General features: G+C 69.9%; 14 protein-coding genes. 8 read left to right on the top strand and 6 right to left on the bottom strand.

Translation table 11 applies throughout. The features are described 5' to 3' along the window. The first annotated feature begins 55 nt into the window (after positions 1-55). Positions 56-508, top strand: a complete 453-nt coding sequence (locus OG579_RS16110) for a hypothetical protein (protein WP_328856763.1) — start codon at positions 56-58, stop codon at positions 506-508. Positions 509-557: 49 nt separating this feature from the next. On the opposite strand, the gene OG579_RS16105 is transcribed toward OG579_RS16110, so the two are convergent. Next, positions 558-1,043: an NUDIX hydrolase gene (locus OG579_RS16105; RefSeq protein ID WP_328856762.1), complete on the bottom strand. Its 486-nt coding sequence runs from the start codon at positions 1,041-1,043 to the stop codon at positions 558-560. A 161-nt stretch (positions 1,044-1,204) separates the two neighbouring features. On the opposite strand from OG579_RS16105, the gene OG579_RS16100 reads away from it, so the two are divergent. From OG579_RS16100 to OG579_RS16090, 3 genes are read left to right on the top strand one after another with little or no spacing between them, the layout of a single operon-like run. Further along, a complete protein-coding gene (locus OG579_RS16100) occupies positions 1,205-2,710 on the top strand; it encodes a hypothetical protein (protein WP_045821638.1) in 1,506 nt (501 codons plus the stop codon). After that, on the top strand, positions 2,707-3,687 hold the full coding sequence (locus OG579_RS16095) for a glutamate ABC transporter substrate-binding protein (protein ID WP_045821637.1): 981 nt from the start codon (positions 2,707-2,709) through the stop codon (positions 3,685-3,687). The genes OG579_RS16100 and OG579_RS16095 overlap by 4 nt, the downstream gene beginning before the upstream one ends. A 36-nt stretch (positions 3,688-3,723) precedes the next feature. Then, on the top strand, positions 3,724-6,204 hold the full coding sequence (locus tag OG579_RS16090) for a serine/threonine-protein kinase (protein ID WP_328856761.1): 2,481 nt from the start codon (positions 3,724-3,726) through the stop codon (positions 6,202-6,204). On the opposite strand, the gene OG579_RS16085 is transcribed toward OG579_RS16090, so the two are convergent. The 3 genes from OG579_RS16085 to OG579_RS16075 are packed head-to-tail and all read right to left on the bottom strand — an operon-like array spanning position 6,205 to position 9,493. Further along, the gene (locus OG579_RS16085; RefSeq protein ID WP_328856760.1) at positions 6,205-7,539 is read right to left on the bottom strand and encodes a glycosyltransferase; all 1,335 of its coding nucleotides are present in this window, start codon (positions 7,537-7,539) and stop codon (positions 6,205-6,207) included. Next, entirely contained in the window at positions 7,536-8,579 is a 1,044-nt protein-coding gene (locus OG579_RS16080) for a glycosyltransferase family protein (RefSeq protein ID WP_328856759.1), read from the bottom strand. Before OG579_RS16080 ends, OG579_RS16085 begins: the two co-directional genes overlap by 4 nt. Continuing rightward, complete coding sequence (locus OG579_RS16075) at positions 8,576-9,493, bottom strand: WcbI family polysaccharide biosynthesis putative acetyltransferase (protein ID WP_328856758.1); 918 nt, start codon at positions 9,491-9,493, stop codon at positions 8,576-8,578. The genes OG579_RS16080 and OG579_RS16075 overlap by 4 nt, the downstream gene beginning before the upstream one ends. A gap of 199 nt (positions 9,494-9,692) precedes the next feature. On the opposite strand from OG579_RS16075, the gene OG579_RS16070 reads away from it, so the two are divergent. Genes OG579_RS16070 through OG579_RS16055 form a run of 4 tightly spaced genes read left to right on the top strand, consistent with a single transcriptional unit; the run spans position 9,693 to position 13,723 of the window. Further along, a complete protein-coding gene (locus tag OG579_RS16070) occupies positions 9,693-10,739 on the top strand; it encodes a glycosyltransferase family protein (protein WP_328856757.1) in 1,047 nt (348 codons plus the stop codon). Further along, positions 10,736-11,872, top strand: a complete 1,137-nt coding sequence (locus OG579_RS16065) for a glycosyltransferase (RefSeq protein ID WP_328856756.1) — start codon at positions 10,736-10,738, stop codon at positions 11,870-11,872. Before OG579_RS16070 ends, OG579_RS16065 begins: the two co-directional genes overlap by 4 nt. A gap of 52 nt (positions 11,873-11,924) precedes the next feature. Next, complete coding sequence (locus tag OG579_RS16060; protein ID WP_328856755.1) at positions 11,925-12,908, top strand: glycosyltransferase; 984 nt, start codon at positions 11,925-11,927, stop codon at positions 12,906-12,908. Next, positions 12,905-13,723, top strand: coding sequence for a glycosyltransferase family 2 protein (locus tag OG579_RS16055; protein WP_328856754.1), 819 nt, complete (start codon positions 12,905-12,907; stop codon positions 13,721-13,723). The genes OG579_RS16060 and OG579_RS16055 overlap by 4 nt, the downstream gene beginning before the upstream one ends. Before the next feature lie 3 nt (positions 13,724-13,726). Here OG579_RS16055 and OG579_RS16050 read toward each other — a convergent pair whose 3' ends face one another. Together OG579_RS16050 and pta are read right to left on the bottom strand one after the other, a co-directional pair. Continuing rightward, the gene (locus OG579_RS16050) at positions 13,727-14,935 is read right to left on the bottom strand and encodes an acetate kinase (RefSeq protein ID WP_408068828.1); all 1,209 of its coding nucleotides are present in this window, start codon (positions 14,933-14,935) and stop codon (positions 13,727-13,729) included. A gap of 14 nt (positions 14,936-14,949) precedes the next feature. Further along, positions 14,950-17,031: a phosphate acetyltransferase gene (gene pta / locus OG579_RS16045; protein ID WP_328856752.1), complete on the bottom strand. Its 2,082-nt coding sequence runs from the start codon at positions 17,029-17,031 to the stop codon at positions 14,950-14,952. Positions 17,032-17,039 lie beyond the last annotated feature (8 nt).

Here is a 17,039-nt window from a genome sequence, read left to right as displayed (position 1 = left end):
CGGGGTCGCTGTGCGCTCGTCTTCTCGGTCCTCCTTCTTTCCTGAGAGACCACTCATGTTCGCCACCACATCCACATCCTTCGAACCGGCGTCGAACCGGTTCGCCACTCCCCTGCCGCGCGCTCTGCGCGCATCGGCCGAGACCCTCGACTGGCGCGATTTCTGCGCAGGCCACGCCGTGTCCGGATCGATCCGCCTGGGGACATGGTCGGCCGTCGCCGCCCACGACGACCTCGTCGACTTCCGCGCCACGCTCGCCGTCGGCGACCGCATCTGCGCCGTCGATGCCACCGCCGTCGGACCACTGGGCGCGGCAACGGCGATGTTGCACTCGCTCGGCGTCGCGATCGAGATCATCGGCCTGCATCAGCAGTCGGTCTGCGGCGACACCGTGACCTTCGTCGAGTGCGACATCGACGGCCGTCGGGCCTGGGGCATGGGCATCGCGGCCGATCCGGCGCTTGCCGGCGTCGGCGCGATGATCGCCGCGGCCAATCGACTGCGGTGATCAGAGGCGGGCCGACGGGACTGAGCCCGCAGTTGGCTGACCTGCGAGATCAGCCCAGTTCGGGGAGTTCGGTGGTGATGTGGGTCCGCAGGGCCGGCCAGGCCTTGGCGAACGAGGGGTGCAGCGGGAGTTCGTCGACGACGTGCTCGGCGACCCACCGCAGCTCCGACGACTCGACGTTGGCGACGGTCTCCAGCGGGGCGCTGACGTCGGCGATCACCGTGTGATAGGTCCAGCCACTGGCGGCCTCATGGGTCAGCACCTCGTCGCGGACGGTGAGGTCGTCGTGGGAGATGCCGGCCTCCTCGCCGGCCTCCCGCACCGCGGTGTCGCGGGCGGACTCGTGGGAGTCGCGGGCTCCGCCGGGCAGTCCCCAGGTACCTCCCTGGTGCGACCACAGCGCACGGTGCTGCAGCAGGATGCCGACCGATCCGTCGTCGAGGGGAGCCCGCAGCAACAGTCCCGCCGCGCCGTGCAGACCCCAGTGTCGGGCGCCGTCGGACTCGAAGACCCACCCGTCACCGTCGCCTCGCACTGTCGGACCTCGTCTCTCTCCCCGGGCGACCTGCAGGTCGCCGCACTGTCACAACCGTACCGAGATGAGGTGACGGCGTCGGAGTTGCGGACATGGGCAGGCGCTGCGCGATTAGAGTCGGACAGGTACATCTGCACCGTCCGCACGGAAGGGACCCACCAGTGACCGGCGACGCGGCGTCCCTGCGCTCCCGGCTGATCCGTGGGCCATCGGAATCCGTCGACTCCCGACCCGACGGCTCCGGGCCCGCCGCGACCCGGCCCGGCGGACTGCTCCGGACCCGGCGGGGTGGACGCCGCACCGAGCGACGCGGCTCGCTCACCTCCCGCGGGGCGCGCGCCGAACGACGCGAACTGATGGCCCTGGCGCGCGATCAGGCGCGATCACCGCTGGCCACCATCCGCCAACTCGCGGGCACCAGTCCCGGCAAGCTCTTCCTCATCGCGGTCATCCTGGTGATCGGCGCGATCGCGACCGGCTGGTATGCGTCGACCTCTCTCGACAACCGGACCGCGGCGCTGGCGCAGACCATCTCCGACACCGAGCCGATCGCCGAGTCGTCACAGGTGCTCTACAGCGACCTGTCCATCGCCGACGCGTCGGCGAACGCGGCCTTCATCTCCGGCGGACTCGAACCGGCCGCCCTCCGCAGCCGCTACTCGGCGGCCATCGCGACGGCATCCCAGGCCCTGATCCAGGCGGCGAGCGGGACGGCCGAGGAGAACACCACCGTCCGCGACGACCTCAACTCGCTCGCCGAGCAACTGCCCGTCTACACCGGTCTCGTCGAATCGGCGCGCACCAACAACCGACTGGGGAACCCGGTCGGATCGGCCTACCTCGGCGAGGCCTCGAACCTCATGCAGACCACGATCCTGCCCGCGGCGCAGCGGCTCTACGCCGCGCGTTCGACGGCGATCAGCGATCCGCAGAACCGCTTCACCGATCCGCCGTGGGGGGTCTACGCCGCGCTGGCCGTTCTGCTCGTCGCGCTGATCGCCACCCACCAGTACCTGGCCCGACGGACCCGTCGCCGTCTCAACCTGGGTCTGCTGCTCGCGATCGGGTTCACCGTCGTCGCCGCCCTGTGGGTGCTCGTCGGCAGCCTGTTGTCGGTGTCGGCGACCAACAGCGCCGAGACGCGCGGCGCCCAGCCGCTGCGCGACCTCACCTCCGCGCGCATCCTCACCCAGCAGGCCCGATCGGCGGAGACGTTGTCGCTGGTGCGCCGCGGCGACGAGGCCACGCTGCAGAACCAGTTCGTGAGCGCGAACGGCCGCATCGCGGCCACCCTCAACTCCTATCTCGCCGACACCGACGACGATGACGACACCGACGCCCGCGAATCGGTGCAGCGCGCATTGGCGGCACTGTCGACATGGCAGACCGCACACGCCGCGACCATCGAGCGGTCCAACGCCGGCGACTTCAACGGCGCGACCGCGATGGCCGTCGGCAACACCGCGAACGGCGCCGCGCAGGCCTACATGACCCTCGACCGCGCACTCATAGACGGCATCACGCGTACCCGGACCGCCTTCCGCGACGACATCAACACCGCTCGCGTCGTCATCGGATACGTGGGCAGCGGAGCCCTCGTGCTCGGCCTGCTGGCCGCGGCGACCTCGGCGCTGGGCATGACCCCGCGCATCCGGGAGTACCGATGACGTCCCGCCGGCGACTGCTCGCCGTGCTCCTCCTCGCCGTCGTCGCGCTCACCGCGTCGGCATGTCTGCGCGTGCCCGCCCCCGACGACGCACCCCCCTCGGCCTCGGGGACCATCCCGACACCCCCCGGACTCACGACCGACGCCCCGCGTGAGGAGGTCCCCGATCAGGCCTCCTGCGAGACCGGCAGCCTGCGGCCCGGCCCAATGCCACCGGTCGGGCGGATGCCCACCGGCTCGGCGATGGAGGGCATCTTCGCGCGCGGACGCCTCATCGTCGGGCTCGACGTCGGCTCGAACCTGTTCAGCTTCCGGGACCCGATCAGCGGTGACATCGAGGGCTTCGACGTCGACATCGCCAAGCAGATCGCTCTCGCCATCTTCGGTGACCCCAACCGCATCGAGTACCGGATACTCAACTCCAACGAACGGATCTCGGCGCTGCAGAACCGCGAGGTCGATCTCGTGGTCAAGACACTGAGCATCACCTGCGACCGACTGCAGGACATCGCGTTCTCGACGGTGTACTACGAGGCGTCACAACGCATCCTGGCGCTACGCGGGTCATCGATCAACGGCATCGACGACCTCGCGAACAAGCGTGTCTGCGCTGCCCGCGGCACCACCTCCATCGCGCGACTGCAGCAACGGGTGCCGAGCGTGCGCGTCGCGTCGGTGTCGACGTGGGCCGATTGTCTGGTGGTGCTGCAGCAGGGCGGGGTCGACGCGGTGTCCACCGACGACGCGATCCTCGCCGGGCTCGCCGCGCAGGACCCCTACGTCCATGTCGTCGGGGCGAGCCTGGGCGAGGAGCCCTACGGCATCGGGGTCAACAAGGACCAGCCCGATCTCGTGCGATTCGTCAACGGCGTGCTCGACCAGATCCGCGCCGACGGCACCTGGTACGAGATCTACACTCGGTGGCTCTCCATCCTCGGACCGCTGTACTACCCGCCCCAGCCGCTCTACCGCGACTGACCACGATCGACGTGACCCCTTCGGAGGTGAACCACGATGGCCGAGACCGACGCACGCGGCAGCGCGCCGGCCTCTGACGTCGGCACCGATGCAGGGACCGACGACGACGCCGAGGTCGCGACCCAGGCCGTCGACATCGAGGTCGCCACCCAGGCCGCCGAGCTCGAGGTGGGTACGCAGGCGACTCAGGCAGCGGTCCCCGACGTCGGCACGCAGGCGACCCAGGCGGCCACCCCCACCGGCGGTCCGGGTACCGAGGCCACCACCGACGACGCCGGAACCCGCGTCCCGCCCGCGCTCCAGGCCCTGACCAGTCGGGTGACGCGCAAGCGACGTCGGCTCGGCGCCGGGCTCGTCGACGTCACCTGGGTTCGTGACATCGAGCCCGAGGATGCGGTGATGTCCGATCCGGTGATCCCGGAGGCCAAGCGGGACTGCTGGCAGTGCGGTCGCCCCCTCGGTCGTTCGTCGGGGCCCGGCGAGGGACCGCTCAACGGCGACTGCCCCCACTGCGGCGCGCACTACTCGTTCACCCCCGGCCTGACGCCGGGCACGATGGTGGCCGACCAGTACGAGATCACCGGCGCCATCGCCCACGGCGGTCTCGGGTGGATCTATCTCGCCTTCGACCGCAACGTGTCCGATCGCGCGGTCGTCCTCAAGGGCCTGCTGAACTCCAACGACGCCGAGGCCCAGGCCGTCGCCTTCGCCGAGCGACAGTTCCTGGCGTCGGTGTCGCACCCGAACATCGTCAAGATCTTCAACTTCGTCGAACACCTCGACACCTCGGGGCGCACGTTCGGCTACATCGTGATGGAGTACGTCGGCGGTGCGACGCTCAAGAGCCTCACCACCGTCGACGGCGACTCCTCCCACCGCAAGCACCTCCCGATCTCCCACGCCATCGCGTACCTGCTGGAGGTGATGGGTGCGCTGGGGTACCTGCACTCGGTGGGGCTGGTGTTCAACGACGTCAAACCCGAGAACATCATGATCGGCGGCGACGAGGTCAAGATGATCGATCTCGGGGCGGTCTCGCCCATCAACGGATACGGACACCTCTACGGCACACCGGGATTCCAGGCCCCGGAGATCGTCAAGACCGGTCCGCAGATCGTCACCGACATCTACAGCATCGGACGCACGCTCGCCGTCCTCACCCTGCCGATGCCGATGGAGAACGGCCGCTACATCGACGGCCTCCCCTCCCCCGAGGACGCGCAGATCCTCGCCGACAACGAGTCGTTCCACCGGCTGCTGCAACGCTCGACCGATCCCGACCCGACACAACGGTTCTCGTCGACCGACGAGATGGCGACGCAGATGCTGTCGGTGCTCCGCGAGATCGTCGCCCGCTCCACCGGCGTGCCCCGGCCGGCGCTGTCGACGGTGTTCACCCCGCAGCGCACCACCTTCGGCACCGACCTCCTGCTCGGCCCGGTCGACGGGTTCTTCGATCCGATCAACTCCGAGACGTTCCTCGACCCCGACGACATCGCCGCGGCGCTGCCCGTGCCGCTCGTCGACCAGACCGACCCCGCCGCCGGGCTTCTCACCTCGGCAGCACTCTCGGAACCCAACCAGACCCTCGACACGATCCGCAGCGCCAAGCAGGACGGCCTGTCGTCGTTGATCGGCACCGACCCCGGCGACGACCACCCGTCGCTGGAGGTCGACCTCGCCGAGGCCCGTGCCTACATCGAACTCGGCGACGTCGACACCGCGCTCGGCTTGCTCGACATCACCTCGCGGCACCACCAGCACTCCTGGCGCATCGAGTGGTTCCTCGGATTGTGCGCGTTGATCAACGGGGAGCCCGAGGTCGCCCACGAACGGTTCTCGACGGTGCTCGCGGCCATGCCCGGCGAGATCGCCCCGAAGCTGGCCGTCGCCGCGACCGCCGAACTCATCGGACGCTGGTTGCGCAGCGAGGGTTCCGATCCCGGGTCGCGCCGCGGCGGCACGGCCACCGCGGACCCCGAACGCGCTGCGGCGATAGAACACTGGGACGAGGTGGCGCTGCGCGAGTACACGACGCTGTGGCAGACCGACCGCGGTATCGTCACCGCCGCGTTCGGTGTGGCCCGGATGTTGTTCACCGCAGGCGAGATCGAGGAGTCGGTGAAGGCACTCGACGACGTCCCCGCCACCAGCCGCCACTTCAACACCGCGTCGTGCACCACGGTGCTGGCGCTGGTCCACGGACGTGACCCCGAGCAGGTCACCGGCGACCAGCTGCGTGAGGCCGCCCGCCGACTGGCCGCGATGCCCGACACCGAGCCGCGCAAGCCGCGCCTGTCGATCATGGTGTTGGGCACCGCACTCGGCTGGGTGAACGCCCACCCCGACAAGGCGTCGCCGAACATCTCACTGCTGGGGTTCCCGTTCACCGAACACGGCCTGCGGGCCGGACTCGAACGGTCACTCCGGCGCCTCGCCCGATCGACCGTCGACCGCAAACAGCGTTTCAACCTCGTCGATCTCGCGAACCTGATCCGCCCGCACACCCTGTTCTGACTACCAACTCAGCCAGGGCTCCTCGGGCACGACCGCGACATCCACGTCGTGAGCGGCGACGGTGAGGCGCCCGAACAGCGCGGCGGTCGCCTCGTCCTGCGTCATCTCCAGGCGAGCGAGGTGGCGCTGCGCACGGCGGAGGGCTCGTGTCGTCGACACCCGCACGGCGGCGGGGGCATCGCCGAAGGCGACGTCGACGACACCCGCACCACCGGGCCCGAGTGGAGAGGTCACCGCATCGAGGGTGGTGTCACCGAACACCACCCGCCCGGTCACGTCGGCGACGAATCGACACCGGTCGAGGACGTGGCGCCCGGGCACGCCGCGACGGATCCGTGAATCTTGCAGCGCCAGAACGTCGTGCATGCTCTCGCCGTCCTCACCGACCAACCACACCGCGACGTCGCCGGCTCGCACGATCGACGCGATCGTCCGATACAGCGACGCCGGACTGTGACCCTCGGTCGAGACCCTGGCCGCCACATCGGGCACCTCGTGGTGCAGACCGGCGGTGCGCGCGGCCGGTTCGGTGATGACCGGCATCAGGCTCAACGCCTCGCCGTTCTTCGCGTCGGTTCGCCGCGCGGTGTCGCGCTCGGCCCAGTCGGGGCCGTCGTGCCACGCCACCGCCCGCGGCTCGTGGGCCAGTACGGCGCCTGCCATCGTCATCCGGTTCGCCAGTTCCCAGTCCTCGCCGCCGTAGCGGGTGAACGACTCGTCGAACCCGCCCACCTCGTCGAACAGCACACGGCTGCAGGTCATCACCGCGCTGATCACGTAGCGATACCCGGTCCAGCCGGGGCGCAGCAGGTTCTCGGTCCAGCCGTAGGCGTCGATGAGCCACTGCGGTTCGGTGAGCTCGGTCGGCGGGTCGGTGGTGAAGTCGGCGTGGCGACGGCGCCCCACCACGAGGGCATCGGGCATCACCGACGGCAGCCGCACGGCGTACTCGAGGTAGTCGGGCTCGGGCACGGTGTCGGCGTCGAGGAAGCACAGCACCTCGCCGCTCGATGCGCGCGCACCGAGGTTGCGGGCGGCGGCGGCGCGGAATCCGTTGTCGGCCTGGCGGACCACGGTCACGTCGACGGTGTGGCCGCGCACGTCGGGCGGGTGCGTCGACCCGTCGTCGGCGACGATCACCTCGACCCGGTCGGTGCCGATGGTCTGGGCATCGAGGGCGGTCAACACGCGGTGCAGCTGGGCGGGTTGCTCGTAGTACGGGATGACGACGCTGATCGAGCGGACCGGTGTCGGATCGTCGGCGACGAGATCCCATCGGTTGTCGGCGACGACCACCGTCCCGTCGGCGCAGCGGAACACCCGGTCCGCGGTCATCGGCACACCCGCTCGAACACGACGCTATGGGCGGCGGCGACCTCTGCGGGTGTCGGATGGACGGCGATGTCGTCACCGATGCGGGTGCGTGACGGATCGTCGAGTGCCGCAGCGATCGTCGCCGGGAGGTCGGCATCGGCGTAGACGACCAGCGTGCCCGGGGACCGGGTCGCCATCTCCTCGGTGTAGCGGGTGCGCGGCACGAGCGGCGCACGTCGTAGCGATCGCCAGGTGTTCACCGAGGCCGACGCCGACATGTGTCGATGATGCGCCACGGGGACGGTGATCGTCGCCATGCGTCGGTACAACTCGGCGTCGTCGAGGAAACCCGTCACCTCCAGCGGTCGCCCGACGGCCGTCGCATGCGCCTCGAGCTCGTCGACGAGGTCGTCGTGTCCGGGTGACGGCGCCCCGAGCGCGACGAACGCGATGTCCGCGTCGAGATCGTCCATGGCGCGCAGGGTCTCGATGTGTCCCTTGCCCGGGTAGAGGAAACCGAGCACACCCACCGATACCGTCCCGGCCGAGGGCTCGGCGGCGCCGGGCGGAACCACGAGGGTCTCGACCATCAACGGGATCACCTCGGGCGGGGACTGCAGTCCGAGATGATCTGTGTACAGCGCACTCTCGTGGTCGCTGGACACGACGACCGCATCGAGGGCGGCGGCGACCCGGCGGTAGCACTCGACGCGACGCGTGAAACCGGTGCCGTCGGACGGTTGCGGGAGGTCGTGCAGGGTGGCGGTGACCCGTGCTCCCCGATCGTGCAGCGCGGTGACCAGGCCGGTCGCGGCGGCGGCGGCTTCGGGAGCCGACGCGCCGAACAGTCGGTCGGTGAACTGCAGATGCACCAGCCCGCGACTCGCTGGTGTGCAGACACTCTCCACGGTCCTGGAGTCGACCGCGGGGACTGCCACCAGGGCGTGGCCGGCCGGGTCGTCGGCGGCGAGGGCGGCGTGCACCGCCGTGCCATAGCGGACCACTCCGTGTTCGGGTGGCCCGACGAGGAGATGCGTTACGGACTCCCCGGCGCGGATCACGCTGCCATCCCGAGGATCTCGAGCAGTTCCGCGTAGCGGATGCGCGCGGATTCTCTGTACGTGGGGTGGTCGGCGTAGAACGCGGTCTGCTCGGCGTGTACGTGTGCGCTCGTGACGGATCGTCCCTCCACGGTCCACGTCTCGCGCGGTACGGCGTCGAGACCCAGGGCCTCGATCACCCGCTCCTCCAGCGGCGACCGCACACCACCCAGCAGGGTGCGCCCCGGATCACCGGGACTGCCGGGGTGACCGGCCGCCGACAGCAGACGCGTGGCGACCGTCGCGAGGACAGGGTTGCCCGGGTGGTTGACGGTGTGTGCGGCTGGCGCCCCGAAGGCGAGGAGCGTGTCGGAGACGCCGACATCGCAGTGCCGCGCCTCTCGGGCGGCGAGCTGTTCGACGCTCCATCGCGCCGCGGTACGGATCTGTTCCGGGGTCACCTCGACGTCGTCGCGGCCGAACAGCGTGCGCAGGTCGTGGTACGGGACCACCGGGGGCGACACCGACGGGGCGGCGGGATCACGCACGATGACCTGGAAGGGGTAGAGGCCGCCGTAGCGGATGACCGGCCACCGGAGGCGTACCGCATCGGTGGGCAGCCACCGGGTGAGGTCGTCGGTGCCGATCGGCAGATCTCGATATCCCGAGCGCACAGGCTGCGAGAGCACCACCCGAGCCCGGGCGAGCAGCGCCTGCACGTGAGGAATGTCATCGCCGGTGAGTTCGTGCACCGGCGGGACCCGGCACGTCACGAACGCCCGATCGGCGACCGTGTCGAGGAGAACCCGCAGCGCCTCGGCCTGGCAGTTGCCCCACACCACCCACAGCGGGCGCGGGTCCTCAGGCCCCGGGGCCTGCGACACCCCGTAGAAATCGCCGTAGTGGATCGTTCGCGGATCGTGTTCGTTCGTCACCGGGGTGGGGCCTGACGGGGGGAGGGGCTATTGTCGAGAAGCACGTTTCTTCTCCCTCTCGAGCAGTCGGGCCGGGTGTGACCCTCCCCCCTTTGTAACGTCTGCCGCGCTCGGAGAAAATTTGACCCTGATCCCATCGGTTTCGTCGTCCCCTCCTGACCCCATCCGTGTCGCCTCGGTGCCCACCGCGCATCCCTATGTGGCACATCTCGATTCGCTGTCCGACCCTGTTGTCGATTCAGCCGTCCACCGACTCCCCGACCCGCGTCCGGCGGATGCGGGGCCCGGTGACACCCGCTGGTGGCCGCCGCGTCTGCTCGAACCACGATGGCTCGCCGACCATGTCGACTCCTTCGACCTGTTGCACCTGCATTTCGGTTTCGACACCGCCACGCCCGCGTCCCTGCGGGCGGTCCTCGACACCGTGCACGCGGCGGGCAGGCCGGTCGTGTTCACCGCGCACGACCTGCACAATCCCCACTTCCGCGACGACGCGGCACATCGCGCATGCCTCGACGTGCTGATCCCCGGCGTCGACGAACTCATCACCCTCACCCGTGGCGCGGCCGACGAGATCGAGCAGCGGTGGGGACGACGCCCCACCGTGATCGCGCACCCGCATGTCGCCCCGCTCGACCGTGTCGGTGCGCCGCGCACCCCTCACGACGGCTTCGTGATCGGGCTGCACGCCAAGAGCTTTCGCGCCAATCTCGATCCCGGCGCGGTCGCCGACACCCTTGTGCGCACGGTGACGAGCATGAACGACAGCGGTGGCGACGTCACGCTGCGCATCGACATCGACGATGCGGACCATCCACGCGCCGGCGATCTGCTCGCGATGTCCGGTCGGCCCGGCGTGGACCTGCGAGTCCACCCGCGTTTCAGCGACGACGACCTGTGGCACTACCTCTCCGTGATCGATGTGTCGGTGCTCCCCTACCGCTTCGGCACGCATTCGGGATGGCTCGAGGCGTGCTTCGACGTCGGCACCGCGGTGATCATCGGCGACTGCGGCCACCACGGCGACCAACACCCGGTCACGCAGTTCGGTTTCGGTCCCGACCGTTTCGACGCCGGCAGTCTCGAACGCGCCGTGCGGTCGACGTACCTGTTGCGGGACCATCCGCCGACGGCCACCCGCTCGGACCGCGTGTCCGAACGCGACGCCGTCGCCGCGGCCCACGACGCCGTCTACCGCAGGGCACTGCGCCACATCCGCACCGACGTCGCGGCGCGTGCCTCATGACCGGCGTTCTCACCCCGCTGCGCTCCTCGGATGTCGCGACCGGCGACCGGCCCACCGACAGACCGCTGCGGATCGCACTGCTCGGGTCGTCGAGTCACCCCATCTCCGAACCGTTCGCAGGCGGGCTCGAGGCCCACATCCACCAGTGGGCGACGGCGCTGACCGCCCTGGGGCACGAGGTCACGCTGTTCGCCGCCGACGGATCGGCCACCGACATCGCCTCGGGCATGCTCCGGGTGCGGACGCTCGAGCTCTCCGCGATCTCGAAGGCCGATCCGACGACCCCCGAGCACATGGTGAACGAGCATCACGCCTACCTCTCACTGATGCTCGAACTCGCCGAGACCGGTGGCACGACATACGATCTCGTGCACAACCACAGCCTGCACTACCTCCCCATCGCCATGTCGCGGATGCTCGACATCCCCATGTTGACGACACTGCACACCCCGCCGTTCGCGTGGTTGGAGTCGGCGATCGCCGTCTCCCGCGGCATCACGACCTCGTTCGCGGCGGTCAGCCGGTACACGGCGCGACAGTGGGAGCCGGTGGCCGGCACGGTCGACGTCGTGTTCAACGGCATCGCCACCGACCGGTGGCCGGTGGGCCCCGGCGGCGATCACGCCGTGTGGTCGGGACGGTTGGTCCCGGAGAAGGGGCCGCACCTCGCCATCGATGCCGCGCGTGCGGCGGGGATGCCCATCCGCATCGCCGGTCCCATCTGGGACGACCGTTACTACGCCGACGAGATCGCCCCGCGGCTGGGACACGACGTGGAGTACGTCGGCCATCTGCACCGACGGGACCTGGCCGATCTCGTCGGCCGGTCGGCCGTCGCGCTGGTGACACCGGTGTGGGACGAGCCGTACGGGTTGGTCGTGGCCGAGGCGCTGTCGTGCGGCACACCTGTGGCCGCGTTCGACCGCGGCGGGATCCCCGAGATCATCGACCCCTCGTCGGGACGGCTCGCCCGGCCCGACGACGTCGCGTCGCTCGCCGCGGCGCTCACCCAGGCCGCGGGGCTGTCGCGGACCGACGCGCGTCGCCGAGCCGAGGATGTGTGCTCGGAGACGCGGATGGTCGACGAGTACCTGCACCTCTACGACGGCATGCTCACCCGACCGCGATGCTGAGCCGACGCCCCGCGTGATCGGCTACTACGTGCACCACCACGGGGTCGGGCACATGACCCGATCGGCGTCGATCGCCGGTGCCCTCGAGGAACCGGTCACCGTGCTGTCGTCGCGGTGTCCGCCGGCCGATCATCCGGCGGTCGACTGGCTCGATCTGCCGCTCGACGTCCCCGCCGATCCGCTAGGCTCCCGGCTCGTCGACATGGTCACGGATCCGACCGCGCACGACACCGTACACTGGGCGCCGACCGGGGTCGACGGCCTCACCGACCGCATGGCGGCCATCGCCGCATGGATCGCCCGGGTGCGGCCGTCGGTGGTGGTGGTGGACGTGTCGGTCGAGATCGCGGTGTTCGTGCGTCTCATGGGCGTCCCGGTGGTCGTGATGGCCATGCCCGGTGACCGCACCGACGGCCCACACGATCTCGCGCACCGGATGGCCGATCGCATCGTCGCGCCGTGGTCGCGCGACGTCTACGACCCCGCCCACCTCCACCCGTTCGCCGGCAAGACCCACCACGTCGGGTCGATCAGTCGCTTCGCCGACCGCACCCGTGATCCGGACGCGGCTGCCACCGAACCGACCGTCCTCGTGCTCGGCGGCGCCGGCGGCTCGGCGGTCGACACCCGGGCCGTCGAGGCCGCGGCGCGCGCGTGTCCCGACCACCGATGGCGGTTCGCGGGCCCGGGGTCGTGGGTCGAGGATGTGTGGCCACTGCTCACCGGTGCCTCGGTGGTGGTCACCCACGCCGGTCAGAACGCCGTGGCCGACGTCGCCTGTGCCGCCACCCCGGCGATCGTCATCCCGCAGGAGCGTCCTTTCGACGAACAGATGGCGACCGCCGATGCGTTGTCCCGCGGTGGGATCGCGGTCACGACGCCGTCCTGGCCGGCACCACAGGCGTGGCCCCGCCTCCTCGAACAGGCCTCGACCGTCGACGCGACGCGCTGGAAACGCCTGCAGACCGACGGTGCGGCCGAGCGTGCCGCCACGGTGATCTCCGAACTCGCATCGGCGAGTGGGCGCGCACGATGACGAGACTGGCTGTGGTGACGGTGGTCTCGGGCCGACACGGCCACCTGCGGGCCCAGCGTGCCGGTCTCGCCGAGGCGATGTCGCCGCCTGCCGTGCACGTGGTGGTCGCCATGGGTGATCCGACGGTGGGCGCCGTGCTCGACGAGAGCCCCGTGCCGACGACCCTGGTCACCGTCGGCACCGACCATCACCGCCTGCCGCTGGCGACCGCACGCAATCGCGGCGCCGCGACCGCGATCGACGCCGGCGCCGAACTGCTGGTGTTCCTCGACGTCGACTGCATCCCGACACCGGACCTCCTCGAGCGATACGCCTCCGCTGCCGCCGACCACCCCGACACCCTGCTGTGTGGACCCGTCACCTACCTGCCCCCTCGCGAATCCCCCTGGACCACCGCGGAACTGGCCGCCGCGACCGACCCGCACCCGGCTCGCCCGAACCCACCCGACGGCGTCGTGGTCGCCGGTGACGATCCGGACCTGTTCTGGTCGCTGTCGTTCGCGGTGACCCCGCAGACGTGGCGACGGGTCGGTGGCTTCTGCGAGGACTACCGCGGATACGGCGGGGAGGACACCGATTTCGCCGCCGTGGCCGTCGTGGCCGGCATCGGAATCTCATGGGTCGGCGGCGCGCACGCCCACCACCAGCACCATCCCGTGTCGCGGCCGCCGGTCGAACACCTCGACGACATCGTCGTGAACGCGACGGTGTTCCACCGACGGTGGGGCCGATGGCCGATGGCCGGATGGCTCGACGACTTCGAACGCGCGGGCCTCATCACCCGCAGCGCGCAGGAGATCGTCGTCCGGAACTGACGCTCAGGCGCCGGCGACCACCGCTGCGGCCTTGCGCGCGATCGCCAGTTCCTCGTTCGTGGGGACCACCAGCACCGCCACCTCCGAGTCGGCGGTGGAGATTCGGCGCGCCGCACGCGACCGCACGACGTTGGCCTCGTCGTCGACGGCGATGCCGTACCGCTCGAGCCCGGCCAGTGCATCTCGGCGGACCGTGGGCGCGTTCTCCCCGACACCCGCGGTGAACACGATGGCGTCGACGCGACCGAGATCGACCATGTACGCACCGATGTACCGACGGAGACGGTGGATGTAGACGTCGTAGGCGAGCTGCGCGGCCTCGTCACCGTCGGCGACCATAGAGGTGATCGTGCGGAAGTCGTTCTCGCCGCACAGGCCCTTGAGTCCGGAGCCGGAGTTGAGCATGTGGTCGATGTCGTCGATGTCCATGTCGGACACCCGCCGGAGGTACATCACGATGGCGGGATCGATGTCGCCACTGCGGGTTCCCATCACCAGACCCTCGAGCGGGGTGAGGCCCATCGAGGTGTCGATCGGGCGTCCACCGCGCACCGCCGAGGCCGAGGCCCCGTTGCCGAGGTGCAGGATGATCTGCTGGAGGTCGGTGGGATCGGCGCCCAGGAACTCTGCGGCGGCGCCGCTCACGTATTCGTGTGACGTGCCGTGGAAGCCGTAGCGACGGATGTGATGCTCGGCGGCGACGTCGCGGTCGATCGCGTAGGTGGCGGCCGCGGCGGGGAGGTGGTGGAAGAAGGCGGTGTCGAACACGCAGACGCCGGGGACGTCGGGCAGCAGTGCGCGGATCGCGGTGATGCCCATCAGGTTCACCGGGTTGTGCAGGGGCGCCAGTCCCGACAGGGCGTCGATGGTCTCGATCACCTCGTCGCTCACCAGCACGGGTTCGGAGAACTCCTGGCCGCCGTGGACCACCCGGTGCCCGACCGCCTGCAGGCCGCTCGACGCCAGATCGGTACCGGCCTCGGCGAACAGGTCCAGCGCCTTCGCCAACGCCTCGTGGTGGTCGGCGATCGGGCCGTCGAACCTGCGGGTGTCACCGTTCTGTTCGTGTTCGGCCGCCGCGGTCTCCGAGCCGATGCGCTCGACCAGACCGGACGCGACGACCTCGCCCGAATCGGGATGCACCAGCTGGTATTTCAGCGACGACGAACCGGAGTTGAGGACCAGGACAGCGCCTGTGGCGTCGCCCGTCAGCCCAGCGTCCGTCATCACAGGGCCTGCGCCTGGATCGCGGTGATCGCGACGGTGTTGACGATGTCGGACACCAGCGCTCCCCGGGAGAGGTCGTTGATGGGTTTGCGCAACCCCTGCAGCACCGGACCGATGGCCACGGCGTTCGCGCTGCGCTGCACCGCCTTGTAGGTGTTGTTGCCGGTGTTCAGATCGGGGAACACGAGCACCGTGGCCTGCCCGGCGACCTTCGAGTCGGGCATCTTGCTCTGCGCGACCGACGGCTCCACGGCGGCGTCGTACTGGATCGGGCCCTCCACCAACAGTTCCGGCGCGCGGTCCCGCACGAGCTCGGTGGCCGTGCGGACCTTGTCGACGTCGGCACCCGAGCCCGATTCACCAGTCGAGTACGACAGCAGCGCGACGCGGGTCTCGATGCCGAACTGTTCGGCGGTGGCGGCCGAGGAGATGGCGATGTCGGCGAGCTGCTCGGCGGTCGGGTCGGGCACGATCGCGCAATCCCCGTAGGCGAGCACGCGGTCGGCGAGGCACATGAAGAACACGCTCGACACCGTCGAGACACCCTCGAGCGTCTTGATGATCTCGAACGCCGGCCGGATGGTGTGTGCGGTGGTGTGTTTCGCGCCCGACACCATGCCGTCGACGATCCCCTCGTGCACCATCATCGTGCCGAAGTACGAGACGTCGCGGACGACCTGCAGAGCGCGGGCCACGTCCATGCCCTTGTGCTTGCGGAGCTCCGCGTAGGAGTCGGCGAAGCGCTCGAGCAGATCCGAGGTGGTCGGATCGATCACCTCGGCCGCGTCGAGATCGACGCCGAGTTCCTGTGCGCGCGAACGCACGTCGTCGACGTCACCGAGCAGCGTGAGATCGGCGACGCCACGGCGCAGCAGACGGCCCGCCGCACGGAGAACCCGGTCGTCGTCGCCCTCGGGCAGCACGATCCGTTTGCGGTCGGACTTCGCGCGCGAGATCAGCTGGTACTCGAACATCTGTGGCGTCACCACCGTCGGCGCCGAGAGCCGCAGCTTCTCCAGCAGCGATTCGGAGTCGACGTGCTCCTCCATCAGCGTGAGCGCCGCGTCGATCTTGCGGACCGACTCGACGCCGACCCGGCCCCGGGCCAGCGCGGCGGTACGCGCGGTCTCGTAGGTCCCCTGCTCACAGGTGATGATCGGCAGCGCCGGCTTCAGTCCCTCCACCAGCGACGAGATCATCGGGTGGGGTTTGATGCCGCCGTTCATGATGATGCCCGACAACTTCGGGAATCCCTGTGCCGCATTGGCGGTCACCAGCGCGAGCAGGACGTCGGACCGATCGGCGGGGGTGATCACCGCGACTCCGTCGGTGAGGCGCTCGAGGATGTGCTCGGCGGTCATGCCGCCCACCATCACACTCATCGCCTCGCGGTCGAGGAGTTCGGGATCGCCACTGTAGAGCTCGCCATCGAGGGCGGCCATCAGTTCGTTCATCGTCGGCGCGACCAACACCGGGTCCTCGGGCAGCGCCCATGCGGGCAGGCCGGTGGTCTCCAGGGTCGATTTGACCTCGGCGAGGAGATCGGGCGCACACCGGTTCGCGATCAGCGCCGCGGCCTGCGCATGGGCTCCGCGCACCTCGGCCAGACAGAGTTCGGCGAGCGCGAGCACCTCGTCGGGTGTGCGGTCGGCGGCCTTGAGCGCCAACACCATCGGCGTGCCCAGGTTCGCGGCGATCCGCGCGTTGAAGCTCAGCTCCGAGGGACTCGCGACGTCGGTGAAATCCGACCCGATGACGAGCACCGAATCGCACTGCTCCTCCACCGCGTGGAAGCGGTCGACGATCTCGGCGAGCGTCGCCTCGGGATCGGAATGCACCTGCTCGTAGGTGACGCCGATGCAGTCCTCGTAGGACAGGTCGGCCGAGTCGTGTTCCATCAGCAGGTCGAGGATGTAGTCGCGCTCTCCGGCCGCGGCCCGCGAGATCGGTCGGAACACACCGACGCGACCGCCGGTGGCGGCCAACAGGTGCAGCGTCCCCAACGCGATCGTCGATTTCCCAGTGTCGCCCTCGGGTGAGGCGATGTAGATGCTGCTCGAGGTCGGACTGCCTGCGGCCATGCCGCTCA

Origin of the sequence: Williamsia herbipolensis (genome assembly GCF_036153515.1) — a bacterium.
GTDB lineage: Bacteria > Actinomycetota > Actinomycetes > Mycobacteriales > Mycobacteriaceae > Williamsia_A > Williamsia_A herbipolensis.
The sequence above is the reverse complement of the archived record's forward strand: the minus strand, read 5'-3'. Positions and strand labels throughout refer to the sequence as shown.